General features: G+C 38.5%; 26 protein-coding genes and 1 other annotated feature. Of the genes, 7 read left to right on the top strand and 19 right to left on the bottom strand.

Translation table 11 applies throughout. The features are described 5' to 3' along the window. Together AC1UFB_RS04985 and AC1UFB_RS04990 are read left to right on the top strand one after the other, a co-directional pair. Window positions 1-506: RNA-guided endonuclease InsQ/TnpB family protein (locus AC1UFB_RS04985; protein WP_482588667.1), on the top strand; the 506-nt coding region annotated here is incomplete at its 5' end. Window positions 507-666: 160 nt separating this feature from the next. Next, a complete protein-coding gene (locus tag AC1UFB_RS04990) occupies window positions 667-1,242 on the top strand; it encodes a GNAT family N-acetyltransferase (RefSeq protein WP_482588668.1) in 576 nt (191 codons plus the stop codon). Window positions 1,243-1,499: 257 nt separating this feature from the next. Here AC1UFB_RS04990 and AC1UFB_RS04995 read toward each other — a convergent pair whose 3' ends face one another. From AC1UFB_RS04995 to AC1UFB_RS05015, 5 genes are all read right to left on the bottom strand, one after another. After that, on the bottom strand, window positions 1,500-2,417 hold the full coding sequence (locus AC1UFB_RS04995; RefSeq protein ID WP_138117358.1) for an ABC transporter ATP-binding protein: 918 nt from the start codon (window positions 2,415-2,417) through the stop codon (window positions 1,500-1,502). 1 nt (window position 2,418) lies between these two features. Continuing rightward, window positions 2,419-3,489, bottom strand: coding sequence for an ABC transporter ATP-binding protein (locus AC1UFB_RS05000; protein WP_025908151.1), 1,071 nt, complete (start codon window positions 3,487-3,489; stop codon window positions 2,419-2,421). A 13-nt stretch (window positions 3,490-3,502) separates the two neighbouring features. After that, on the bottom strand, window positions 3,503-4,420 hold the full coding sequence (locus tag AC1UFB_RS05005; protein WP_025908152.1) for an ABC transporter permease: 918 nt from the start codon (window positions 4,418-4,420) through the stop codon (window positions 3,503-3,505). A 6-nt stretch (window positions 4,421-4,426) separates the two neighbouring features. Further along, a complete protein-coding gene (locus tag AC1UFB_RS05010) occupies window positions 4,427-5,362 on the bottom strand; it encodes an ABC transporter permease (protein WP_482588670.1) in 936 nt (311 codons plus the stop codon). 96 nt (window positions 5,363-5,458) lie between these two features. After that, window positions 5,459-7,093: a peptide ABC transporter substrate-binding protein gene (locus AC1UFB_RS05015; protein ID WP_482588672.1), complete on the bottom strand. Its 1,635-nt coding sequence runs from the start codon at window positions 7,091-7,093 to the stop codon at window positions 5,459-5,461. Between the two features lie 536 nt (window positions 7,094-7,629). Beyond that, window positions 7,630-7,828, top strand: a binding site (T-box leader). Window positions 7,829-7,883: 55 nt separating this feature from the next. On the opposite strand from AC1UFB_RS05015, the gene trpS reads away from it, so the two are divergent. Then, entirely contained in the window at window positions 7,884-8,870 is a 987-nt protein-coding gene (gene trpS / locus AC1UFB_RS05020; RefSeq protein ID WP_328101105.1) for a tryptophan--tRNA ligase, read from the top strand. Between the two features lie 44 nt (window positions 8,871-8,914). Here trpS and AC1UFB_RS05025 read toward each other — a convergent pair whose 3' ends face one another. The 4 genes from AC1UFB_RS05025 to AC1UFB_RS05040 form a co-directional block, all read right to left on the bottom strand. Then, entirely contained in the window at window positions 8,915-9,664 is a 750-nt protein-coding gene (locus AC1UFB_RS05025; RefSeq protein WP_482588673.1) for a DUF3603 family protein, read from the bottom strand. A gap of 196 nt (window positions 9,665-9,860) precedes the next feature. Continuing rightward, entirely contained in the window at window positions 9,861-10,631 is a 771-nt protein-coding gene (locus AC1UFB_RS05030; protein WP_025908157.1) for a DUF2268 domain-containing putative Zn-dependent protease, read from the bottom strand. Window positions 10,632-10,817: 186 nt separating this feature from the next. Further along, window positions 10,818-12,059: a beta-ketoacyl-ACP synthase II gene (gene fabF / locus AC1UFB_RS05035; protein ID WP_100348020.1), complete on the bottom strand. Its 1,242-nt coding sequence runs from the start codon at window positions 12,057-12,059 to the stop codon at window positions 10,818-10,820. Between the two features lie 34 nt (window positions 12,060-12,093). Further along, window positions 12,094-13,032 carry a beta-ketoacyl-ACP synthase III gene (locus AC1UFB_RS05040; RefSeq protein ID WP_025908159.1) on the bottom strand — a complete coding sequence of 313 codons (939 nt, stop codon included), beginning with the start codon at window positions 13,030-13,032 and terminating at the stop codon, window positions 12,094-12,096. 277 nt (window positions 13,033-13,309) lie between these two features. On the opposite strand from AC1UFB_RS05040, the gene AC1UFB_RS05045 reads away from it, so the two are divergent. Continuing rightward, on the top strand, window positions 13,310-13,501 hold the full coding sequence (locus AC1UFB_RS05045; protein ID WP_025908160.1) for a hypothetical protein: 192 nt from the start codon (window positions 13,310-13,312) through the stop codon (window positions 13,499-13,501). A gap of 17 nt (window positions 13,502-13,518) precedes the next feature. Here the strand turns inward: AC1UFB_RS05045 and AC1UFB_RS05050 are convergent, their stop codons facing one another. The 3 genes from AC1UFB_RS05050 to AC1UFB_RS05060 form a co-directional block, all read right to left on the bottom strand. Beyond that, window positions 13,519-13,713 (bottom strand): ComZ family protein, encoded by a 195-nt coding sequence (locus tag AC1UFB_RS05050; RefSeq protein ID WP_025908161.1) that lies wholly within the window; start codon window positions 13,711-13,713, stop codon window positions 13,519-13,521. Between the two features lie 112 nt (window positions 13,714-13,825). Further along, on the bottom strand, window positions 13,826-14,701 hold the full coding sequence (locus AC1UFB_RS05055; protein WP_482588675.1) for an NAD-dependent epimerase/dehydratase family protein: 876 nt from the start codon (window positions 14,699-14,701) through the stop codon (window positions 13,826-13,828). A 65-nt stretch (window positions 14,702-14,766) separates the two neighbouring features. Beyond that, on the bottom strand, window positions 14,767-15,504 hold the full coding sequence (locus tag AC1UFB_RS05060) for an alpha/beta hydrolase (protein WP_328101107.1): 738 nt from the start codon (window positions 15,502-15,504) through the stop codon (window positions 14,767-14,769). 245 nt (window positions 15,505-15,749) lie between these two features. Between AC1UFB_RS05060 and AC1UFB_RS05065 the strand changes: the two genes are divergently transcribed. Beyond that, on the top strand, window positions 15,750-15,938 hold the full coding sequence (locus AC1UFB_RS05065; RefSeq protein ID WP_025908164.1) for a YjzD family protein: 189 nt from the start codon (window positions 15,750-15,752) through the stop codon (window positions 15,936-15,938). A 113-nt stretch (window positions 15,939-16,051) separates the two neighbouring features. Continuing rightward, on the top strand, window positions 16,052-16,213 hold the full coding sequence (locus AC1UFB_RS05070) for a hypothetical protein (RefSeq protein ID WP_482588677.1): 162 nt from the start codon (window positions 16,052-16,054) through the stop codon (window positions 16,211-16,213). Window positions 16,214-16,259: 46 nt separating this feature from the next. Here AC1UFB_RS05070 and AC1UFB_RS05075 read toward each other — a convergent pair whose 3' ends face one another. Genes AC1UFB_RS05075 through AC1UFB_RS05095 form a run of 5 tightly spaced genes read right to left on the bottom strand, consistent with a single transcriptional unit; the run spans window position 16,260 to window position 22,498 of the window. Continuing rightward, window positions 16,260-18,254 carry a beta-galactosidase gene (locus tag AC1UFB_RS05075; RefSeq protein WP_482588679.1) on the bottom strand — a complete coding sequence of 665 codons (1,995 nt, stop codon included), beginning with the start codon at window positions 18,252-18,254 and terminating at the stop codon, window positions 16,260-16,262. Window positions 18,255-18,313: 59 nt separating this feature from the next. Beyond that, the gene (gene galT, locus AC1UFB_RS05080; protein WP_100348023.1) at window positions 18,314-19,849 is read right to left on the bottom strand and encodes a UDP-glucose--hexose-1-phosphate uridylyltransferase; all 1,536 of its coding nucleotides are present in this window, start codon (window positions 19,847-19,849) and stop codon (window positions 18,314-18,316) included. A 58-nt stretch (window positions 19,850-19,907) separates the two neighbouring features. Beyond that, the gene (gene galE, locus AC1UFB_RS05085; protein WP_061785434.1) at window positions 19,908-20,906 is read right to left on the bottom strand and encodes a UDP-glucose 4-epimerase GalE; all 999 of its coding nucleotides are present in this window, start codon (window positions 20,904-20,906) and stop codon (window positions 19,908-19,910) included. A 14-nt stretch (window positions 20,907-20,920) separates the two neighbouring features. Then, the gene (locus AC1UFB_RS05090) at window positions 20,921-22,099 is read right to left on the bottom strand and encodes a galactokinase (RefSeq protein ID WP_061785433.1); all 1,179 of its coding nucleotides are present in this window, start codon (window positions 22,097-22,099) and stop codon (window positions 20,921-20,923) included. A 60-nt stretch (window positions 22,100-22,159) separates the two neighbouring features. Continuing rightward, window positions 22,160-22,498, bottom strand: a complete 339-nt coding sequence (locus tag AC1UFB_RS05095; RefSeq protein ID WP_062686727.1) for a hypothetical protein — start codon at window positions 22,496-22,498, stop codon at window positions 22,160-22,162. Window positions 22,499-22,712: 214 nt separating this feature from the next. Between AC1UFB_RS05095 and AC1UFB_RS05100 the strand changes: the two genes are divergently transcribed. Continuing rightward, a complete protein-coding gene (locus AC1UFB_RS05100; protein WP_025908170.1) occupies window positions 22,713-23,606 on the top strand; it encodes an AraC family transcriptional regulator in 894 nt (297 codons plus the stop codon). A 60-nt stretch (window positions 23,607-23,666) separates the two neighbouring features. Here the strand turns inward: AC1UFB_RS05100 and AC1UFB_RS05105 are convergent, their stop codons facing one another. Both AC1UFB_RS05105 and AC1UFB_RS05110 read right to left on the bottom strand, forming a co-directional pair. Further along, the gene (locus tag AC1UFB_RS05105) at window positions 23,667-23,909 is read right to left on the bottom strand and encodes a hypothetical protein (RefSeq protein ID WP_025908171.1); all 243 of its coding nucleotides are present in this window, start codon (window positions 23,907-23,909) and stop codon (window positions 23,667-23,669) included. A gap of 146 nt (window positions 23,910-24,055) precedes the next feature. Continuing rightward, the coding region (locus tag AC1UFB_RS05110) for an IS630 family transposase (protein ID WP_482588682.1) at window positions 24,056-24,512 on the bottom strand (457 nt) is incomplete at its 5' end.

Consider the following 24,512-nt stretch of genomic DNA (forward strand, 5'->3'; position numbering starts at 1 on the left):
AAATTGAGAAACGATTACGTAGGTTACAGCGAAGCGTTTCTCGAAAATATGAGATGCATAAGGAGGGAAGCCGATTTGTCAAAACGTGTAACATTATAAAAATCGAAAAGCAAATACGAAACCTACACAGACGATTATCAAATATTAGAAATAACCACATTCATCAAGCAACAAATACAATCGTGAAAACCAAACCTTGTAAAGTTGTGATGGAAGATTTGAATGTAGCTGGAATGATGAAAAATCGTCATTTAGCCAAAGCAGTAGCCAAACAAAAGATGTATGAATTTCTCCGTCAAATGAAATATAAATGTGAAAAATATGGAATTGAATTTATACAAGTTGGACGTTTCTTCCCATCTTCTAAAACATGTTCGTGCTGTGGACAAATTAAATCAGATTTAAAATTATCTGATAGAGTTTACAAGTGTGACTGCGGATTAGAGATAGATAGAGATATGAATGCTGCGTTAAATTTAGCTAAATATGGAGAATTAGTAGCTTAGTCACTTACAAGACACTACTAATGTGTAGGGTTCGTTGTACCCGAATTAACGCCTGTGGAGTATCATATCAAATGTGAGTAGCTTCGGCAAAAGCAGATACAAAGAAGCAGGAAATAAACATTGCTTATAGATTTTTATAGGTTTTTGGCAACGGGGTATTATGAATTGGTATGAAAAGTTAAGTCAATACTTTCCTATAGAAGAAATGAAATCGAAGAAGCATTTAGAGCTACTATTAAGTGAACAAAGTGAAATTTACAACAAAGATGAAGGTCCTCACCACGTCTTGATGTATGTCGAAACGGATGAGTTTATCTTTGTTGATTACTTATTTGTATCAAAGGATGCGCGAGGACAAGGGTTAGGTGGAAAATTAATCAACAAGCTTAAAGATCATCAAAAGCCAATTATTTTAGAAGTTGAACCCGTTGACTATGCTGATTCCGACAGTGAAAAACGTCTTCACTTCTACAAAAGAGAAGGTTTTAAGCACGCGACTTCTATTGGTTACAAACGTCGATCTCTAGCGACAAACGAAGTCAATCAAATGGAAATCCTCTACTGGTCTCCTACTGAAGAAAGCGAAGAGAGTATTTTAAACAGCATGAAAAAAACGTATGAATTAATTCATACTTACAAAGATAAAGAAATTTATGGTGAAAAATACCAACCTGTTGACGAAGTGTTAGTACTAGATAAAAATCGTGAAGATATAGACATTCTATCTGATCTATAATCTTTCTAAAAAGGAACTATCCAACAATTGTTCACTTTTTATATTTATACAAGATACAGAATAAAAAATGGAAAAATATTGATTTTAAGAAGTTTTATATGCATAAAGAAAGCGATGTTATAAATTTCTGAAAATTTTTAATAGTATTTAATCCTACTTTCATGTATAATATTTTTAAAGTAAGATGTCAGAGTAAATGACATGATTTTCTAGTCCTATATAATCAGAAAAAACGACCTCTTGTGAGATCGTTTTTGTCAACTCGTGTATTTAGCAAACTCGGTTTGTGAGCAAGATACGTAGTGTCCTGATGATACTTCACGAAGTTCAGGCTCTTCACCATCGTAATTATGAATACTTGGATCATATACTTGACGCAGACGCGTACGCTCACTATCCGGATCTGGCAACGGGATTGCTGACAGCAATGCTTTTGTATAAGGATGAATGGGGTTACGGTATAGCTCTTCGCTTGTCGCAAGCTCTACAATTTTACCTTGATACATTACGCCGATACGATCGCTAATGTATTTTACCATTGAAAGGTCATGGGCGATAAATAAGTATGTTAATCCACGTTCACGCTGTAGCTTCTTCATTAAGTTAACAACCTGAGCTTGAATTGATACATCAAGTGCTGAGATTGGCTCATCAGCAATAATGAAGTCTGGCTCAACAGCTAGTGCGCGAGCAATTCCAATCCTTTGGCGTTGGCCACCACTGAATTCATGTGGGTAGCGGTTTGCGTGCTCTCGGTTTAATCCTACTGTTTCAAGAAGGGCTTGAACCTTTTTCATACGCTCTTCTTTGCTTTTTGCTAAACCGTGAATATCAATTCCTTCTGCAATAATATCAGCTACCGTCATACGTGGATTTAGTGATGCATATGGATCTTGGAAAATCATTTGCATTTTACGGTTGAATTTCTTCAGTTCAGACTTTGACTTACGACCGTGAACATTTTCACCGTTAAATAACACTTCACCATCCGTTGCGTTATAAAGGCGAATAATAGTACGACCCGTTGTTGATTTACCACAACCAGACTCTCCTACAAGACCTAATGTTTCCCCCTTGTAGATGTCGAATGTCAGACCATCAACAGCCTTAATCGTTCCTTTTGATGTTGGAAAGTGCTGCTTTAAATTTTTAATTTCTAGTAACTTTTCAGCCATCTTATTCACCGTCCTTTCGAGATAAAACTGGTTTTGTATAAGCTCCTTTTACTGGACGCATACGGCTTGTCACAGATGCTGGCGGTTCTACTTTTGGTGCATCTGGATGTAATAACCATGTTTTCGCATAATGCGTATCCGATACTTGAAACATTGGTGGTTCTTGCTCAAAATCAATTTTCATCGCATATGGATTACGCGGAGCAAACGCATCGCCTTTTGGTGGATTCGTTAAATCTGGCGGTGTTCCCGGAATTGCAGCCAGCTCTTCTTTTGTATCGCTGTCAAGGCTAGGCATTGAAGCAAGTAGTCCCCATGTATAAGGATGCTGTGGATTATAGAATACTTCATCCACTGTACCGGTCTCGACGATTTGACCGGCATACATAACGGCAACGCGATCCGCAACGTTAGCTACTACTCCTAAGTCATGCGTGATGAAAATAATAGATGTATTTGTTTTCTTTTGAATATCTTTCATCAATTCTAAAATTTGAGCTTGAATTGTTACGTCAAGAGCTGTTGTTGGCTCATCGGCAATTAATAGCTTTGGATCCGATGCCAATGCCATTGCAATTACAACACGCTGTCTCATACCACCACTGAATTCGTGAGGATATTGGTTAACACGCTGATTTGGAAATGGAATACCAACAAGCTTTAATAGCTCAATCGCACGCTCTTTTGCTTGTGTTTTTGACATTTTAGAATGCTTAACAAGTACTTCAGCAATTTGACTACCAACTTTCATCGTTGGATTTAAAGATGTCATTGGATCTTGGAAAATCATCCCGATATCTTTTCCACGGATTGCCTCCATCTGCTTATCTGTTTTCTTTACAAGATCAATACCGTCAAATAAAATTTGACCTTTATTAATTCGACCTGGTGGCATTGGAATAAGGCGCATAATTGTTTGTGATGTTACACTTTTCCCTGAGCCCGATTCACCTACAATTGCGAGCGTTTCACCCTTATCTAAGTGGAAGTTAACACCTCGCACAGCTTTAACTTCTCCACCGTATGTTTGGAATGAAACTTCCAAATCTTTTACATCTAATAAACGTGACATAGGTTTCACTTCCTTACTTACGTAGTTTTGGATCTAATGCATCGCGCAGTCCGTCACCAATTACGTTAAATGCTAAGATTGTTAAGCAAATGAACGTTGCTGGGAAGAATAAACGCCATGGATAGTATTCTAATGCTGGTAATCCATCCGAAGCCATTGTTCCCCAACTTGCAAGTGGTGCGGGAACACCTAGTCCTAAATAACTTAAGAAAGCTTCTGTAAAAATTGCTGATGGAATTGTTAACGTCATTGTTACTAAAATTGGTCCCATCGAGTTTGGAATTAAGTGCTTAAATAGGATTCGTTTTGTATCGGCTCCAAGCGTTTGAGCTGCCATCACGTACTCTTGGTTTTTCAACTGTAGTACTTGTCCGCGAACGATACGCGCCATGTTAATCCATCCAGTGATGGTCATCGCAAGAATCATTGTACCTAAGCCTTGCTCTAACACAACCATTAAAAGAATAACAAGAAGTAAATATGGAACACCGTATAAGATATCTGCAAAACGCATCATTGCTTCATCTGTACGTCCACCGCGGTATCCAGAAATGCTTCCCCAAATAACACCGATGAACAAATCGATTAAAGCAGCAGATAAACCGATAAATAACGAGATACGTGCACCTTCCCATGTTCTTGTAAACACGTCACGACCAAGGTCATCTGTTCCAAACCAATGTTCCGATGAAGGTGGTTGGTTCGTATTCATTAAGTCATTTGTTTTGTAGTCATAAGGCGTCATCATTGGCCCGAAAATTGCCATGAAAACTAATAGAGCTAGTAATACAACACCAAACATCGCTAATTTATTTTCTCGAAAGCGTAAGCCTACATCTTTCCAAAACGATAAACTAGGCTTTGAAATCTTCTCTGCTTCGTTTGCATCAACTGATGCTGGTTCAAACATATTTTTTGGAATTTGTTGCATCGCTCGTTACGCTCCTTTCTTTCCGCCGCTTAGCTTAATACGTGGATCAATTAATCCGTATAGAATATCAACGATTAAAACAGACGCTAGTAATAAGATACTATAGAAGACTGTTACGCCCATGATAACCGTGTAGTCACGGTTTGTAATGCTTGTTACGAAGTGAAGACCTAAGCCTGGAATACCAAAGATTTTTTCAATAACGAAACTTCCTGTTAAAATATCCACTGTCAGTGGTCCAATGTAAGAAACAACTGGTAACATTGCATTTCGCATCGCGTGCTTCACCGTAATAACTGGTTTACTTAAACCTTTTGCTTTTGCTGTTCGAATATAATCATTATTTAGAACTTCAAGCATACTGGAACGCGTTAACCTTGCGATAAACGCCATTGGAGTAGATGCTAAAGCGAGGGCTGGTAAAAACGTATGTGCCCATGATTCCCAACGTGCAACCGGAAATAATTCTAGTTTCATAGCAAAGATATATTGTAATGCCGTTGCCATGATAAAGCTTGGTACCGATATTCCAAGTACTGCAATAATCATCGCCGTGTAGTCCTGCCATTTATTATGTTTTAAAGCGGAAATGACTCCTAACAACACTCCAAATGCAAGCGCTAATAAAATAGCTTCCATTCCTAGCATAAATGAAACTGGAAAGCCGTTGCTAATTAAATCATTGACCGTTTGGCCCTTGTATTTAAACGATGGTCCGAAATCAAGGGTTGCAACAGATTTTAGATAGTCGAAGTATTGAACATATAGTGGTTGGTCAAACCCGTAAAATTCATTTAGGTTTGCTTCAATTTCTGGCGGAAGCTTTTTCTCTGCTGAGAATGGTCCCCCAGGTGCTGCTCTCATTAAGAAGAACGTTGCTGAAACAATAAGGAAAAGCGATAAGAACATGTACAACAAACGTTTACTAATATATTTAAGCACCGACAAACACCTCCATAATTTAACATTTTTCGCTCTTTAAACAGAAAAGTATATGGGGGTAAGAGATCACCCCCATATACTTGTTAATGCTAGTTATTACTCAAAGTGAGCCCATTTGAACTGTACATCACCTGTAGATAATACAGTAACATCTTTTAAGCTATCGCTTTGAATCCAAGCATCAGTGTAGTAATAGATTGGTGCCGCCGGCATTTCATCCATTAAGATTTGTTCTGCTTGTTTTAAGATATCTAAGCGTTTCTCAACGTCCGTTTCACCGCGAGAAGCATCGATTAGTTTTTTGTACTCAGCATTTTCCCAGAACGTATCGTTGTTTCCGCCGTCTTTATCTTTGAACATTTCTAAGAACGTAATTGGATCGTTGAAGTCAGCAATCCAACCCATACGTCCAACTTCGTAGTTACCTTTTTGTAACTCATCAATGTAAACGTTCCACTCTTGGTTGTTTAATTCAGCTTTAATACCTAAGTTTTTAGTCCACATATCTTGAATTGCTTGTGCAATCTTTTGGTGGCCTTCATCTGTGTTATAAGAAATCTTAATTGCAGGTAATTCAGACATACCTAGTTCTTTTAAACCTTCGTCAAGAAGTTTCTTCGCTTCTTTAACATCAGCATCTTTGAATAGTTCGTTCTTTTCGTCACCATATGCTTGTGGCGGAACCATTGCTAATGCTGGAACTTGCTCAGCTTTTGTAACGTTTTCTACAATCGCTTTACGGTCGATTGCATAAGTTAATGCTTTACGAATTTTTGCATTGCTTAAAGCTTTTTCTTGAGTGTTAAACTTGTACATGTAAGTACCAGTTTTCACTTCAATGTTTAAGTTACCTTTATCTTTTAACTGAGGAATTGCGTCAGTTGGAAGTTGCCCAATTGGGTTACCTGCCCAATCTAACTCATCTTTTTCAAACATTGAAAGTTCAGTGCTTGGCTCGTTAATCATATACATGTTAATTTTATCAAGTTTTACTGCATCTTTATCCCAGTAAGTATCGTTTGCTTCTAATACGATTTCATCGCTATGCTTCCACTCAGACATTTTAAAAGGTCCGTTTGATACGTAGTTTTCACCAGCGTCTGTGTACCATTTGTCATTTGCTTCAGCAACTTTTTTGTTAACAGGGAGGTACGTGTAGAATGCTGTTAACTCTAAGAAATATGGAGTTACGTGATCTAACGTTACCTCTAAAGTTTTATCGTCAACGACTTTAATACCCACATCATCAATGTTTCCTTGACCTTTGTGTGCTGCTTCTCCACCTTTTACATAGTAAAGCATTTCAGCATACTGTGATTCATTTTTAGCATCTAAAACCCATTTCCAAGCATATTCGAAATCTTGTGCTGTTACAGGGTCACCGTTTGTCCATTTTGCATCTTCACGAATTTTGAACGTGTAAGTTAATTTGTCTTCACTTACGTTAATTTTTTCTGCCATTGCTTCTGTTGGTTTACCGTCTTTGTCTAAACGAGTTAAACCTTCAAATGTTTGACGTAATACGTTACCAGATACGTTATCATTTGCTAAACCTGGATTTAAAGAGAATGGTTCTGTTTTAATATTTACGCGAAGCGCTTGTTCTTTTGAACCGTCGCCGCTACCGCCTTCTTTGCCGCTCCCAGAATCGCTATCGCCGAATCCACACGCAGCCAAGAAAAGACTCATTACCAGCAGCATGCTGAAAAGAATGGATAATCTTTTCTTCATTGAATCTTACCCCCCATTGGAATTGTATGACTGACAAACATAATTTTTAATCATTTTTCAATACAAAATAGTCAGAAAGTTTTTCACCTGGTAGAGCATTAAAGCCCCTGTAGCAAAAAGAATGCCTTAATTCTTAAAACGGTGGTACATGCATGTATATGTATGCCATTCATTAAGAAAAGACGTGCTACCTAGTTGTAATAAAACATTTTCTATTTTATATTTTCCGAAAAATTAAGATATTGTAATATCTTTGTAAAAAATATGTTTGTTACGCCTATTATAAATATTTTAAAAATTTATTGCAATACTATTATTTACTGGTATTTTTTTGCTACCCCCTACAAAAGCCGGTTTTATAAGGATTATGACTTCTTGTCAGACATCTAAAATCTTTTTTGTAGAATAGGTATTGCAATAATGTTACAAAAAATATAGCATAAAATGATTTACTTGCAAATGTTTTTTTTCAAGATTTCGGTTTAATTTTTTTAAAAATCGCGTTATAATGGACTACAAACTGAAAAATTTCATACTGTAAAGCGATGAAAAAGAATAGTACATAGTTCCTTCATTTTTAGAGAGTTTGTGGTCGGTGTAAACAAACAATGAAGCCTATGGAATGGACTTTGGAGCTTTCAAGTGCAAAGCTTGAACGCTAATTGGCGTTATGTAAATGAAGATGATTACTTTGTAATCTAATTAGGGTGGTACCACGGTTTATGCGTCCCTAGCTCCGGCTAGGCTTGCATAAACCTTTTTTATTTTCAAAAAAGAAAGGAAGTACGTTATGCAAACTATATTTTCAGGCATACAGCCAAGCGGTACAATTACACTAGGAAACTATATCGGAGCAATGAAACAATTCGTCGAGCTGCAAGATGATTATAACTGTCATTTTTGTATTGTTGACCAGCATGCTATTACAGTACCGCAAGATCGACTAGCTTTACGAAAAAACATTCGTAGCCTGGCTGCGCTTTACATTGCAGTCGGCATCGACCCAACAAAATCAACGCTCTTTATTCAATCAGAAGTTCCAGCTCACACTGAAGCTGGATGGATGCTTCAATGCGTTGCTTATATCGGTGAGCTTGAGCGCATGACGCAGTTTAAAGATAAATCTGCTGGAAAAGAAGCTGTTTCAGCAGGATTATTAACATATCCACCTTTAATGGCAGCCGATATCTTACTATACAAAACAGATCTAGTACCTGTTGGTGAGGACCAAAAGCAGCACTTAGAATTAACGCGTGACTTAGCTGAACGTTTCAACAAAAAATACAATGATATCTTTACTATTCCTGAAGTGCGTATTCCGAAGGTGGGAGCGCGTGTGATGTCTCTTCAAGAACCAACGAAGAAAATGAGTAAATCAGATCCAAACCAAAAAGCGTTCATTACCATTTTGGATGAGCCAAAAGTTATTGAAAAGAAAATTAAGAGCGCTGTTACGGATTCAGAAGGCATCGTACGTTTTGACAAAGAAAACAAGCCTGGAATTTCAAACTTGATGAGCATTTATTCAATCCTTGGAAATGTATCACTTGAGGAAATCGAAAGAATGTATGACGGAAAAGGATACGGTGACTTTAAAGCCGACACAGCAAAAGTTGTTGTCGAAGCACTTGCACCAATTCAGCAGCGTTACTATGAGCTAATTGATTCAGAAGAGTTAGACCAGATACTAGATGCTGGTGCTGAAAAGGCAAATTTCGTCGCTAATAAAATGCTGCGTAAAATGCGCAATGCTATGGGATTGGGACGCAAACGATAAAACAAACCATAAAAAAGCTGTGCAGGAAAATCTGCACAGCTTTTTTAGTTTACTTTTGGCTCTTGCTCAATCTCCCAAAGCTTTTCAAAGAAAGGTTGTCCTTTAATAAGATGCTCACATAATTGACGATGCTTCGATGACCACCCTCGCTTTGTTTCTTCATAGAGCTTGGACCAAACGTCTTCAAATGACATGATTTGAATATCTTCGTATTCCGTTGGATTCCACTCTGTATACCAATAGCGAATTTGAGCTGTGTTTTTCGTTGTATGTAGTTGATCTAATGCCATGAACAACAGCTGCTTTAACTGGCGCTCTTTTCGAGTTAGCCCGCTCATTGTTACAGGTGATGGCGATAAAATATGATATTCTTTGCTAACTAATTCAGATTCTGTAAATTTATAATCGATTACTTCTTGATCAGCAATCATTTCATACACAAGCTGTTCCTGTCTTGGAATAAGCCTGCTTTTACGAATTGGAATTTGATATCCCATTGTATCCACTGCTAGGATATTCGTTCCATCTGTTACAATAAAGCAATACTCTACTTGCGTACGCTCATGATTTTTCCGAATATAAGCTTTTTGATAAACATCTTGTAGTAACTGTTGAGGTAATTCGGAAAGATCATTTTCAATATAACTGAATAATAAAGGACTTACTTTTAACAACGGCGCTTGATCTAGCAACTCCACACAATCATCTTTTCGCCATTCATGAAAATGACAAACATTGTAACCATTTTCTTCGCCTTCAAACCAATTAACCCATACATCATGAAGATATAGCATTTTTTACCCCTCACTTACTAACTGTTTGTTACCCCTCAGTATAGGCAAACAAAGGAAGTTTTATTCCAAAACATACTATTTTCTTTCTAATTTTTTCAAAGCTTTTTGTATCTCTAATTATTTTACTTTTTTCGAGTTTCTACTATTATATATGTGTTTGTCAGACCTTCTGACAAACACATATATTGATTTCATGTTAAAAGGTTGATTTTCTTAAAATTTCTTCTGATGTAAACTGAAAAAATTTTTGTGTGTCATACCCAAACTGCTGAGACACTTTACTAATCATTTGATACCCAATATTGTATCCTAACATTGTTGGGTACCACTTATGGCCATATAATAAATCATCGTATTTTTTATCACGAGGTGTTAATTCTATATATCCCTCTACATACTTGTTCCAAAACCTTTTTACTTCTTCATACGTATAATAAGATGTCCAAGGTGCTAAATACGCCTTTCCACAATGCTCTTTTACGGCTAATTCAGCTAAGCCTTCCATCAGCATGGCATCTAATAAAGTAATGGTTCGATCACTTTTTTTCATCTGCATTAACCGACAAGCATGATGATATTCGTGTGTTAAAACAGAGAGAACTTCTTCATCAGTCGTTTGATTAGTTAACAGTACGAAAATTTTATCTGTAAACGCCACTCCTGCTCTGCCATGAAATTCTCTTTGCATTTTATGATTATGAGGATTGCTTGGCAGTAGAAATACCGGCACATCTGGTCCTCCCCACTCATGCTTCAACAGCTCAAATTTCCTCTTTACCTTTTTCCAAAGAGTATGTCTCTTTCCTATCTTTTCTAATTCAAGCATAAAGGTTGATGAAGGTGGACACATTCCATATCCGACTAAAACATCTAAGAATTTGTCTTTTGATAAATCTTTAAAATAACGCTCAAGGCGGGTTACAACTTCTTTTTCTTTTGTCCATTTTAACGTAGCGACAACCGGCATTATATCACCTTCAATTTAAATTACTGTCGCTTTCATCTTATGTAGGAGACGTTTTTTTGGTTTCTGTATTTTCAACATAAAAAAGCTGTTTTACCCATGTAAAACAGCTTTTTTATGTTGACGAGAACCTTACAGGTTTCTCGTCAATCTGAAAAGCGCAGCGGATTAGCCGCTGCGCTTTTTCTATTAAGCTTCATATTTTTTAAAGATAATCGTTGCGTTATGACCACCAAAGCCTAAAGAGTTACTTAATACTGCCTTCACTTCTTGCTTTCTAGCTTTATTTGGAACATAGTCTAAATCGCACTCTTCATCAGGCGTCACATAGTTAATTGTTGGTGGAATAACACCATCAGCAATAGCTTTTACGCTAAAGATTGCTTCGACACTACCAGCTGCTCCTAGTAAATGACCCGTCATTGATTTTGTTGAGCTGATCGCTACTGATTTAGCATAATCTCCAAACACTTCTTTAATCGCCAATGTTTCAAACTTGTCATTATACTCAGTGCTTGTACCATGAGCATTAATGTAACTGATATCTTGTGGCTCAAGACCTGCATCAGCAATAGCTTTGTTCATTGCGCGAACACCACCTTCTCCTCCTGGAGCTGGCGCTGTAATATGATGCGCGTCGCCTGTAGAACCATAGCCAACAATTTCTGCATATATGCGTGCACCGCGTGCTAGCGCATGTTCAAGCTCTTCTAAGACAACGATTCCTGCACCTTCACCCATGATAAAGCCATCACGGTCTTTATCAAAAGGACGACAAGCTTTTTCTGGATCGGGATTCGTTGATAGCGCTTTGTTTGCACAGAATCCAGCGATCGACAGCTTTGTAATTGGTGCTTCTGTTCCGCCCGTAATCATCACATCAGCATCTCCGCGCTGAATAACTTTAAATGCATCTCCGATTGAGTTTGTACCAGTTGCACATGCCGTCACAGTACAAGAGTTTACCCCTTTTGCACCTAGAGCAATTGATACTTGACCAGTAGCCATATCCGGAATCATCATTGGAATAAAGAATGGGCTTACGCGACGCTGACCCTTTGAAAGCAATGTTTCAAACTGGTTTTCGAACGTTTCCATTCCTCCAATTCCAGATCCGATCCACACTCCTACGTTTGGTGCAATTTCGTCTGTAATGGTTAAGTCCGCATCTTTAACAGCCATTTTGGAAGCTGCTAACGCATACTGCGTAAAGCGGTCCATTTTGCGTGCATCTTTTTTGTCGATAAATTCCTCAACATTAAAATCTTTTAATTCCGCAGCTACTTTTGCAGGAAATTCTTCTGGATTTAAGCGAGTTAATGGGCCAATACCTGATACACCCGCAACTGCATTTTCCCAAGTTGTGTCCACGTTATTTCCTAACGGCGTTACCGCTCCAAGACCTGTTACAACAACACGTTTATTACTCATGTTAGCTTCATCTCCTTCAAGAAATTATCTACAATTATCTTCCCCATCTAATTGCGATTGCACCCCATGTAAGGCCGCCGCCAAAACCTACCATTACGAGTAGATCATCATCTTTAATTTTACCTTGCTCCAATTCATGCACAATTGAAATCGGAATTGACGCAGCAGATGTATTCCCATAGTATTGAATCGTTTTTGACATCTTTTCTTCTGGTAAATCTAATCGCTGTCTTGACGCTTCCATAATGCGAATATTCGCTTGGTGTGGGATTAAGAAATCCACGTCTTCTTTTGATAACCCAGCTTTATCAAGAACATTAATAGCTGACTCACCCATTTGGCGCACCGCAAATTTAAATACTTCTCGGCCGTTCATGATGATATGATCATGTTCATCTTGATACAGATGCTTTCCACCCGTACCATCTGAACCTAGTTCAAATGATAAAATGCCTCGACCTTCTGATACAGGTCCAACAACAACCGCACCAGCACCGTCACCAAATAACACGGCCGTATTACGATCGTTCCAATCTGTAATTTTTGAAAGCTTTTCAACACCGACCACTAAGACATTCTTATAAGCATTCGTTTCAATGAACTGCTTTGCGGTAATAACACCATACATAAAGCCTGCACAAGCTGCGCTCACGTCATAAGCTGCTGCTTTTTTCGCCCCTAGCTTTTCTTGTAGCATACAAGAAACCGTTGGAAACGGCTGGTCGGGCGTCACGGTTGCGACGATGATCATATCAAGGTCTTCAGCTGATATATTTGCATTTTCTAGTGCATTTACTGCCGCTTTATACGCTAAATCAGATGTATCTTCATTATCTGCAGCGATTCGTCTTTCTTGGATACCCGTTCTTGTACGAATCCACTCATCTGAAGTATCAACCATTTTTTCAAGGTCAAAGTTTGTTAAAATTTTCTCTGGTACATAACGTCCAATTCCAATTACACCAGCGTTCATATTCTTCACTCCTTTTATAGAAGATGTGGGAACTACACACCTTAACGCGACTTCCTTTATGGAACAAAGCAGCCTTTTTTGATCAATCCTCGCTACTAAGATGATCGTTTCTATATCTTTTACAGTTTATATAATCAAATATTATGAGTTGGTACTAATTTTACTTCATTTTTTATTTTTTGTCTATATAGGTGTTTGTCCTAGTCGAATTTAATGGCTTCTACATATAGTGTTTATACGCAATGTTTTTACTCTTACCAAGAAAGGATGAGACAACATGGCGCGCAGACGCTCACCTGACTTTTTCTCACAAGTGATGTTTGGTCGTTCTCCTAAGCAAGAGGAAGAAAAAGTAGACTGGGAATCCTTGCTTACTCAAATTGATGAGATTATCGTTTCAATCGATGAATTGGCTCCCCTACTGCTTGAGCTTTCTCCACTCCTTGATCGCTTCCTCGACAAAAAATAACAGTCCAGAGTGGACTGTTATTTTTCATTCTGCTCTTTTAACGCATCTTCTTTACCAAGTTCATAAGCATCATTCATTACTTTTGTTAAAAGCCCTAAAACTGGCTGAACGTGCTCCATAGAAAGCTCTACGCCTGTTTGATCTAAAATCTCTTTTGCTTCTGGTAAATACTTCATTGCGATTTGCATAAACTGCATTTGTTGTTCCATCATTCTTTCTCCTTCATATAAAGAATCTGTTCTTTCGTTTCACATTTTATATTAGCGATTATTATGCAAAAGTACAACCAGTATAGCTTCTGTTTTTAATAAGTCATCACTATGACTAGAAGAATGTTCTCATATGCCTTCTTTGAGCGCGAATCCCCTCTTTTAAGGTTGTTTTTGTTTCATAGTTTAAAAGTGTTTTTGCTTTTTTACTATACTCATACGCTTCATGTCGACTATTTTCCTCTACGTAATCTTTGTTCAGTAACTGTGCACCATCTTCCCACTTTTCTATTTTTTGATCAAGTAAGTGAATCACTTCGTTTCCATTTGCTCTTTCTTCTTTACATTTTAAAAAAGCAGGTACAACATCTTCAATATACGCAATATAATCGGTACCTTCTCTTATATCCGCTGGCTTTTGATTGCTTAATAGCTGCGAATAGTACATAGAAAGCGGCTGCCATGGGCCATACAAGTTTGGTATTCGGACAATAATGCACATTAATCCTTTTTCGCAATACTTATCAATAAGCTGCTCAAACTGTAGAAAAAGGCGCCCTTCACTATTGTCAGGTTCAGGCTTCGTTTCTTCTCTTACTTTTAGCTGTTTTTTTCCAAATACGCGTAAAGATGACGTAAAGATTAGCTTGGTATGAGTCTGAATGCATTTTTTTACTACATCACGCAGCGTTTGATATGCATTATTCATCTCTTCTCGTAAAAAATCATCATGATAAAAGTCGCCACCGTCAAAGTATGCAAAGTATACAGCATCTGTTTCAGATGTAATCATCTCTAGAACATCACGATCCGTTCGCTTTTCAAAATTAGCATTTCGTCCTAGCAGCAACCCCATTTCATTTTGCAAACTCGTTTCTGAAGTATGAGCTTTATGAACAGATCCGCTCACTTCTTCTCCATTTTCTAATAGCGCCGTACAAAGGTGGAACCCCAAAAAGCGGTTCGCTCCTATCACTACAAAATTCCCCATTTCTTCTCCCCCAATCTTATTCAGAAAAAAAGCTCCTATGATATGTATAATCATAGGAGCTCTCCTTATAACACTTTTTCATTTAGTTTATAAAATTGTAAAAGCGAACGTTCAAACAAATATTTTTTTCCCACTAGATAAAGCGACAATGAAATCGGTGATTGTAAGCTTAAGCGATGCTGCTCATACTGCTTACTGTGAATAAGCGGATAGTGGGTGACTTCATTAGCAGTCGTCCAAATTTTCACAGGCAGTGTAGACGTTAATTGTTCACATGTAGGATACTGAGCAATCATTTTCGCAACTTGTTTACGCTCTACATCATAGGCTAGCGTCATATCTCTTGTAAATTGCTTGTAAAAAAATTTATTCTGTTTCTCATGACTAGCATGCGTATGCAAATCAATACACGGGTTCAAAAGAGCTACCGATCGAATAAACGTTTCTCCGCCTTCCATTAATTGCATGGCAAGCAATGCTCCCATACCTTCGGCTAAAATATGAATGCGTTTATTTAAGATTTCTTGTTTCATAACCAAGTGATATAACTGTTTGGCTAAGCGGTTGGCTTTCGGGCTGCCCCAATGGCGTCCGTATAAGTTTGAATAAAAAACAGTATAGCCTTCATCTTGTAAATATTGCAGCAGTTGAGATCTGCCACCATGCTGAATCCAAAGACTTGTAGAGCTTTCAACAAAGTGGTCTTTATCACCAAGTACTAACACACCGAAACCATTCGGCTTTTCTGGTACATGTACGACATTCCATTGAGTATCTAGACTAAAAAAACATCGATGCATCATGACTGATCCTCCGTATAAAAAGCTACTTTCCTTTCATACAGCTTATGACAAAGCGTCACAATGTGACCGATTCGAATGCCTATTTATTCATGAGTTTATCAATACGCTATACATTTTTTTAACAAAAAAGGACTCTGTGTATAAACGCACTGAATAGAAAATACTATTCATAAAAAATTCAATTTCTTCTTTGTAAACGCTATGATAAAATAAAATCAAACTGTACTGTGAATGGGGTGAAAGTTGTGCGCATTATTGCTGCTTTATTTTGGGGATTTTTATTAATTAACATGTCGGTTTATGTTATTTCTTCTATGTCTGGTCAAGCGTTTGATTTTGCAACCGCTTCGATTATCAGCGTGGTATTTACGCTGTTAGTTGTTGTACTTGGTGAAGCCGGTGTTCCAAACGAACCTATTGACACTCATCATTAAAAGAGACTGAGACATAAGTAGTTCAGCCTCTACCATACCTGAACGATTGAGAGTTTCTCACTTTTAATCGTTCAGGTTTTTTGGTTGATTGTGAAAACAATGTTGGAAACAGGGTGGAATGGAGCGTAGGACACTCGACTCCTGCGGGAAAGAGAGGGAAAACGGAGATCCCGCAGCGCAGCGAGGAAGCTCAGGTTCCTCCCCGCGGAAAGCGAGTGACCGTAGCGCAATGGAACGAACGTGTTGAGACAAACCAAGGAGATGGGAACAGCTAGTGTTCGTCTTTTAGAAGCCATCATTTTGTTATGTCCCAAACTCTTTTTATTCGTTAATTAACACCACTGCTTGAAGCGGCTTCAGCATTAATTCACCTTTTACAAGCTCATTTGTTGCGGCAGTCTTCCATGTTCCATCTGGAAGTTCAACTGGTGTTGTCTCTGTTGTTGAATGATTTAAAAAGCTATAGAATTGACCTCTTTTTACAACTTCAACTTCACCATTTGTTTTAAATGTGTCTACTTGCGCTTCAGCTAAGATATCATCATATAATCCATCTAACATAGCATCTTCAAGCGCTGTACCGATATAATAAACAGTGCCTTTCCCAAAACTATTCTTAGTTATAGCAGCAGTGCCTTCACAGAAACAACCTTTGTACTCTGCCAGCACTTCAGCTGTTGTTGGCTCAATTAAGTCACACCAAATCGTTGCTGTTGACTCTTGCTCTTTTATCGTACCTTTTGTGCCTACAACCATATTTTGTTGTGATGTTTGTAGGGATTCATATTCATGAATTTGAATACCCGTAAACTCTGATAATACACCTGGAAGCGTTTGTCCCGTGACAAAATTGTTTTCTTCTTTTACACCTGCACGGTAAGATAAAATAGCTGTTCCACCATTTGAAACAAACTGCTTTAACTTCTCCGTAAACTCACTATTTGTTAGGAAGTAAATTGGCACGATAACCGCTTTGTAGCGCGCTAAGTCATCTGCAGCCGTAACCAAGTCTGTTAATACGTTTGCACTATGCACAGGGCGATAGAAGCGAAGAAATTCTTGCTTGTAAGCAAATGCATCACTTTGAGGTTGAATTCCCCACGCCCATGCATTCTCAATATCATAGTAAGCTGCTACTTCCGCTTCATATGACGCATTAATCCACTCATCACCAAACGTTTTTAGTTCTTGAATAACTTCTTTTACTTCCTCATACTTGCGCTTTGGTAACCCATCATGATCTAAAATCCCATGACAAAATTCTTCTGTCCCGAACTGAGCTGCACGCCAGCGGAAGTAAACGATTGCTTCTGCTCCTCGAGAAATCGCTTGATACGTCCACAGCTTAATATGACCTGGACGCGGTAAGTAGCCAATACGACTCCACCCTTGCGCTCCCGATAATTCTTCCATTACCCAAAAGTTTTTTCCGCCTTTTGCAGAGCGACATAAGTCGTGCTGCTGAGCGATTGCTGCTGGCTTAATTGGTTCAGCTAAACCGCCCCAGACAGGGTAATTATCAAACGAAACAAAATCTAAATCCTTTGACATATCCCATTGATTGATGGCTTGATCTGTAAATACAAAATTATGCGTAATGAATTGATCTTTACGAACAATGGAGCGTAAGATATCAACTTGAAGCTTATTATAAGCCGTATAAGCATCTGCACAGAAGCGGTCAAAGTCTAAAAGAAGGCTCGGGTTATGCTCTTGATAAACTTTACGCGGCGTTGGAATTTGTGACCAGTCCGTATACGTTTGACTCCAAAATACCGTTCCCCACTGCTGATTCAACTCATCAAGCGTCTGGTATTTTTCTTTTAACCAGCATTGAAAAGCAGCGCGATCAAGGGCTCCATAGCTACGATCTGACTTTTCATGGCCATATTCATTGTCTACCTGCCAACCGATGATGTCAGGGTGTTGACCATACTTTTCTGCCATTTTTGTTACGATTTTTTTCGTAAACTGATGGTATTTTCCACTATTAACCGTGTAATGTCTACGCGCTCCAAAGGAAATAGTTACTCCGTTTTCATCAACCGGTAAAATTTCTGGATAGCTATGAATCATCCAAGCTGGTGGCGTAGCAGTTGGTGTACCAAGCACTACTTTGATTCCGTTACTTGTTAATAGTTCGATAGCTTCATCATATAGTGAAAAGTCATATACTCCTTCTTCGGGCTCCATTAACTGCCAACCAAATTCAGCAATACGCACAACATTAATACCTAGTTCTTTCATTAAGCGTACGTCTTCTGCCCATCTTGTTTTAGGCCATTGTTCTGGATAATAGTCAACACCAATATACATATCTTTCAGTCTCCCTTTAGCTGTTTATTTATCAAATGAATGTAAGAATATTTTCTAGGTTATTCGCTACGTGCCGTTTGTTTTTTTAGCTGCTTTGTAAATTGATGAAAAGCTTCTTTCCCCTGCTCGTCTCGCTTGAATACACCAGCATGCTCTAAAATCGTCATAAATGTGGTACCAAGCTCCTTACGAATAATTTGCTGGACATTTTCTTTAGTAAAGCCTTCATAGCTTTCTCGGAGCCGTTTCATCCATGCTTCATGCTTTTGAATATGTGCATGCTCATCTCGAATTGTACAATCTCCGTTAACCAAGTATTCACTGACTAGACGCATTTCTTCTTGTAAGCGACCCGGTAATACCGCAAGTCCCATCACTTCAATCAACCCAATGTTTTCTTTTTTAATGTGGTGGACTTCTTGATGAGGATGGTAAATACCATCGGGATGCTCGATACTCGTTCGATTATTTCGAAGAACAAGGTCTAACTCAAATAATTCTCCTCTCCTTCTCGCAATTGGGGTTACCGTATTATGCGGCGTTTCCCCCGTGAAAGCATGAACCCCAACGCTTTCATCACTGTACTGCTGCCATGTTTTATATACATGATTAGCGCATTCCACTAGCTCCTTTTTATCAGTGCTCTGCAAGCGGATAACGGACATCGGCCACCTGACAATTCCCGCTTTAACTGTCGGATAGTCTTCCATTGTAAAAGTTGCTTCTACGTGTGCTTTAGCCATTGGAAACTCATGATTTCCACCTTGAAAATGATCGTGAGTTAAAATGGATCCTCCTACGATGGGCAAATCTGCATTTGACCCCAAAAAGTAATGCGGAAATTGGTCCGTAAATGATAGTAGACGTTCAAACGTAGCCGATGAAATTTTCATTGGCGTATGTTCACCGGAAAAGACAATCGCATGCTCTTGATAATAAACGTAAGGTGAAAACTGCAGGTACCACTGCTCTTCTGCAAGTTCAACAGGGATGATGCGATGGTTTTGTCTAGCTGGATGATTAACACGTCCCGCATAGCCCGTATTCTCTTTGCAAAGCAGACAGTTAGGATATGAGCTCTCCTTCAACGTCTTGCTCGCAGCAATTGCTTTCGGGTCTTTTTCTGGCTTTGATAGGTTAATCGTAATCTCTAACTGACCATACGGTGTATCAGTCAGCCACCCCTCATTTTTAGCAATTCGATTTGTTCGAATATAGTGAACATCTTTTGAGTATTGATAAAAACCTTGCGTAGCTTGCTGCGCGCCTTCTTGTTGAAATGTTTGATAAAAACGGCGATTAACCTCAGATGGAAGCGGCACAAAACTACTCATGATTTTTGTATCTAGTAAATCTCGGTACGTAATGGTATCTTCTATTAGATTGTGTTCAGCCGCCCAATCAAGCATTTTCTCTAAAATACCAACTGGATTTTCATAGGTTTCTTGGCTAACAGCCGCTGGGATATATTCATCGAGCTGCAGTATTTCTAACAGCTTATTCCGAACAACATCAACGTCCCATGCTGTTATAAGCTCTTTTTGCAATCCGTATTGAATAAGTCTTTGAATTTGTTCATGAATGTTGACTGACATACAATCTTCCTCTCTTCTCGTTCCGTAATCTATGGCTAAGCTATTTTCTAACAGCTTTTTATCGCTGAGGCTGTTTATACCCTTCCGGATGTGCTTGAAACCATTTCCATGCACTTTCAATCATTTGCTCCATTGACGTATAGCGTGGATTCCAACCCAGTTCATCCATTGCTCTTTGAGAAGATGCTACTAGTTTGGCTGGGTCTCCCGCACGTCTCGGCGCAACGATAGCTGGAATGGAATGATTCGTCACTTTACGCGCAGCATCAATTACTTCTTTAACTGTAAAGCCGTTTCCGTTCCCTAAATTGTAGGTACCGCTTGTATTGTCAAGCGCTAACTTTTCAAGCGCTAATACATGCGCATCAGCTAAATCTGTTACGTGAATATAATCTCGAATGCACGTACCGTCTTTCGTATCGTAATCGGCACCAAAAATTGAGATATGCTCACGTTTTCCAAGAGCTACTTGTAAAATGATTGGTATTAAGTGTGTTTCTGGCGTATGATCTTCCCCTAGCTTCCCATCCATATGAGCACCTGCAACGTTGAAGTAGCGAAGAACAACATAACGAAGTCCATACGCTTTCTCTGACCATTTCAGCATTTTTTCAATTGCTAGCTTCGTTTCACCATAAGGGTTTGTTGGCTCTGTTGGATCATCTTCTAAAATTGGAAAGTTCTTTGCTTCTCCATATGCTGCAGCCGTGGATGAAAATACAATGTGCTTAACACCATGTTTATTCATCACTTTTAACAAGCAAAGTGCGCCGTACACATTGTTATCGTAATATGTTAAAGGATCTGTTACGCTTTCTCCAACAAGAGAATCCGCTGCAAAGTGCACAACCGATTCAATCTCGTTTTCCTGAAAAACTTCATCTAAAAACTCGGTATCTCTTAAATCGCCAACATATAAACGTACGCCTTCTAAAATCGCTTCTTTATGACCTTTTTGAAGGTTATCAACAACGACTACGTCTTTCCCTTTATTCAATAACTCTGCTACCGTATGGCTACCGATATAGCCAGCTCCTCCACATACTAATACAGCCATTCTTGCTCCTCCTTTTATACCGTTTCCAACGCTAATTCTCGTGCGCCTTCTCCAACTTCAACAACGTAAAAGTTTGCTTGTAAGCCTGTTGCTTTTGTATAAGCAGCGCTTACTTCAGAAATAAATGAATCGACCTTATTTTCTTTCACTATACTAATTGTGCAACCACCAAACCCTGCTCCTGTCATTCGAGAACCAATCACACCTTCTTGAACCCAAGCAGCTTCAACTAATGCATCCAATTCTTTTCCCGTAACTCCGTAGTCATCTCGTAGTGAGCGGTGAGATTCGTTCATTAATAAACCAAACCCTTGCAGATCACCGTTGTTCAGCTTTACCACAGCTTCTTTTGTTCGTTCATTCTCATAAACTGCGTGTTTTGCACGCTTTTGATTCGTTGGGTTTTTAATCAAATGTTTTAACTGCTCAAACTGTGCCTTCGTTAGATCGCCTAATGACTCAAGCTCATAATTACTTTTTAAGTCTGCTAATGCTTGATCACATTCAGAACGGCGTTCATTATATTTGGAGTCTGCTAGCCCTCTTCGCTTGTTCGTGTTTGCAATTACTAACACTGCATTTTCTAACTGAAGCGGGCTGTACGTGTAGTCAAGTGTTTGGCAATTTAACAGAATTGCCTTATCCTCTTTCCCCATTCCAATTGCAAATTGATCCATGATTCCACAGCTAACGCCAATAAATTCATTTTCCGCTTGCTGTGACATCTTAACCATCTCGACCATATCAATATCTAATTCTTCTAATTGATTTACTAAAACAGCCGTTGCTAATTCGATAGACGCTGAAGAAGATAAACCAGCACCATTTGGAATATTGCCATAGAATAACACGTCAAATCCATTTCTTAGTTCATAGCCATTTTTAACAAATGTGCTAATTACTCCTTTTGGATAATTGGCCCAATCATGTTCTTCTTCAAATACAAGCTCATCAAGCTTGTATTCTATTACACCTTTATCCTCAAAGTTTGCCGAGTACATACGAACCTTCTGATCGTTTCGCTTGTGCACAACTGCGTATGTTCCAATACTTAAAGCACATGGAAATACGTGCCCTCCGTTATAATCTGTATGTTCACCAATCAAATTAACGCGTCCTGGTGCGAAGAAACAACGAACGTTTTCCGTTGTTTGAAAGATTTCTTGAAACTTTTTAATTAATTCACCTATCATGTCACATCACCTGTTTCTTTTTTATATCGTTATCGCCAATCTGTAAACGTATTCATGCCTCTATTTTAAAAGCGTTAAGCACGTTTTCTCAATGGTAAAAATAATCCCTGTAAACGGTAATTTCTTGCTAACAAACTTACAATTATGAACACCCACTGCTAATAAAAACAGTGGATATCTTTTGAGAATGTAAAGAGTTTGGGACATAACAAAATGATTGCTTCTAAAAGACGAACACTCGCTGTTCCCATCTCTTTGATTTGTCTCAACACGTTCGTTCCATTGCGCTACGGTCACTCGCTTTCCGCGGGGAGGAACCTGAGCTTCCTCGCTGCGCTGCGGGATCTCCGTTTTCCCTCTCTTTCCCGCAGGAGTCGAGTGTCCTACGCTCCATTCCACCCTGTTTCCAACATTGTTTTCACAATCAACCAAAAAACCTGAACGATTAAAAGTTATGAACTCTCAATCGTTCAGGTATAGTAAGGACTGAATTACTTATGTCTCAGTCTCCTTTTTTAATATTTTCATAAATAAAGTGAAATATATATAGCGAAATGAAAACGATTACGTTAAAGTATAAATAACAACATTTTTTAAAAAAGAAGGTGAAAATTTGCTACCACAATTTCAAACAAAAGAATATGCTACCTATGCTTATCGTTTCTTCGAATCCCGTACCAGTGATGTTGCACAGCTATGGTCAGTGGGATGGGATGAAGTATACTCTCCTCTTTATAATTGGAGCGGGAAACAGCGAAAAGAGGTAGGGAAATATATTTTTCAATATACAGTGTCTGGATATGGAATGATTGAAGTAGACGGAACTCAATATAAGGTAGATGCAGGTAAAGCCTTTATTGTCAGCACGCCGGGAGACTATAGATATTATTTACCTAAAGAGAGTGAAAATTGGGAATTTATCTTTTTAACGTTGTATGGTGATGAAGTGAAAAAATGCTGGGATTACATCAAAACAAAGTTCCAGTCAGTCATTCGATTCCACCCCGAATCAGCACCGATACAGCTTCTGGCTCAAATCTATAAGGGAGCAAGTGAAAAAAACATTACAGATCCATTTTATGCATCAAGCCTGTGCTATCGCTTTGTAATGGAGCTTTATCAATATGTAAAGAATATGGACTCCTTTACTGAAGACTGGCCTGAGAGCATTATTAGCTCTATCTTATTTGCTAGAAACCATTATCATGAAGAAATCGGCCCAGATGAAATGGCGGAATCAGCAAATTTATCTCGCTATCACTTCAGCCGCTTATTTAAGCAAACAACGGGATTGACTCCGATTCAATATTTAACAAAGATGCGGGTTCAAAAAGCAGCTGAACTTTTGAACCAAACAAAATACTCAATTGAAGAGATTGCAGAAAATGTCGGCTATGCCAATGCTAATTACCTTACGAAGGTGTTTCGTAAAACCACAAATATAACGCCTGGACAGTATCGAAAGAGCAACGCATCAATTGATGAGCTTTTTATTCTTCCAAAATAATCGTACAAGCAAAAAAATCCCTTTGTTGTCCAAGATTCTCGACAACAAAGGGATTTTCATTTATTTTTCCGGTATTTCTACAACAACAGAGCCGTTTTCATAAATAAAAGTAAGTTTCTTCCCCGGAATAATCATATTTTCTAAAATGTCGCGTGCTGCTTGCAAAGCAATTTCCGTACGCTGTCTTTTTTCTTTTATTTCATCATCTGCTTCTTCAGTGCATTCAACGCTTCTAATTTGTTGAAGTGCTTGATCAATAAAGTCATATGCCTCATCATATACGCGCTCAACATGTTCTTTCATAAATTCAACCGATTCCTTTCCTTAACCTCTAATCGAATTACGCTTTGTGCTTATTATCTTAAAGGATAGTACTTCGTTCGACAATATGCAAGATAAGAAATATTCATTCAACCCGTAAAATACTCTACTCTCTATATAAGTTTTACTTAATAATCCGGCATATGAACACCGGCTATTCTTTTTAAAATTTGCTCAGATGCCCCCTCCAAAAAAGCTAGAAAAGAAGAAACAGACTCTTGAATAGCTGCTTTGTTAGGATGGAATCGATTTTGGATGACGGTTTCTTTCAGCCATTTCCAAATCCGTTCAACGGGGTTCAAATTGGGCGAGTACTTCGGCAGAAAGAAACGAATGAGTCGATCCTCATGCTGTTCAAAAAAGGGCTGTAACTCTTTTGCATCATGAATACGAGCACGATCCAACACCATAATGATGACTTTATTTGGGTAATAGTCGAGCACATACTTCATAAAGGAATGAAAAGCTGGGGCTTTACAATTGTCAGCTACTTGGCAGAGAAAGTCGCCATTTAAAACATTGACAGCTCCAAATAGACTAACAGCTGCATGGTGCCCAAAAGTAGGGACTTGTTTTTGTTTCCCT

The sequence above is a fragment of the Priestia sp. KCTC 13724 genome, from assembly GCF_056820425.1.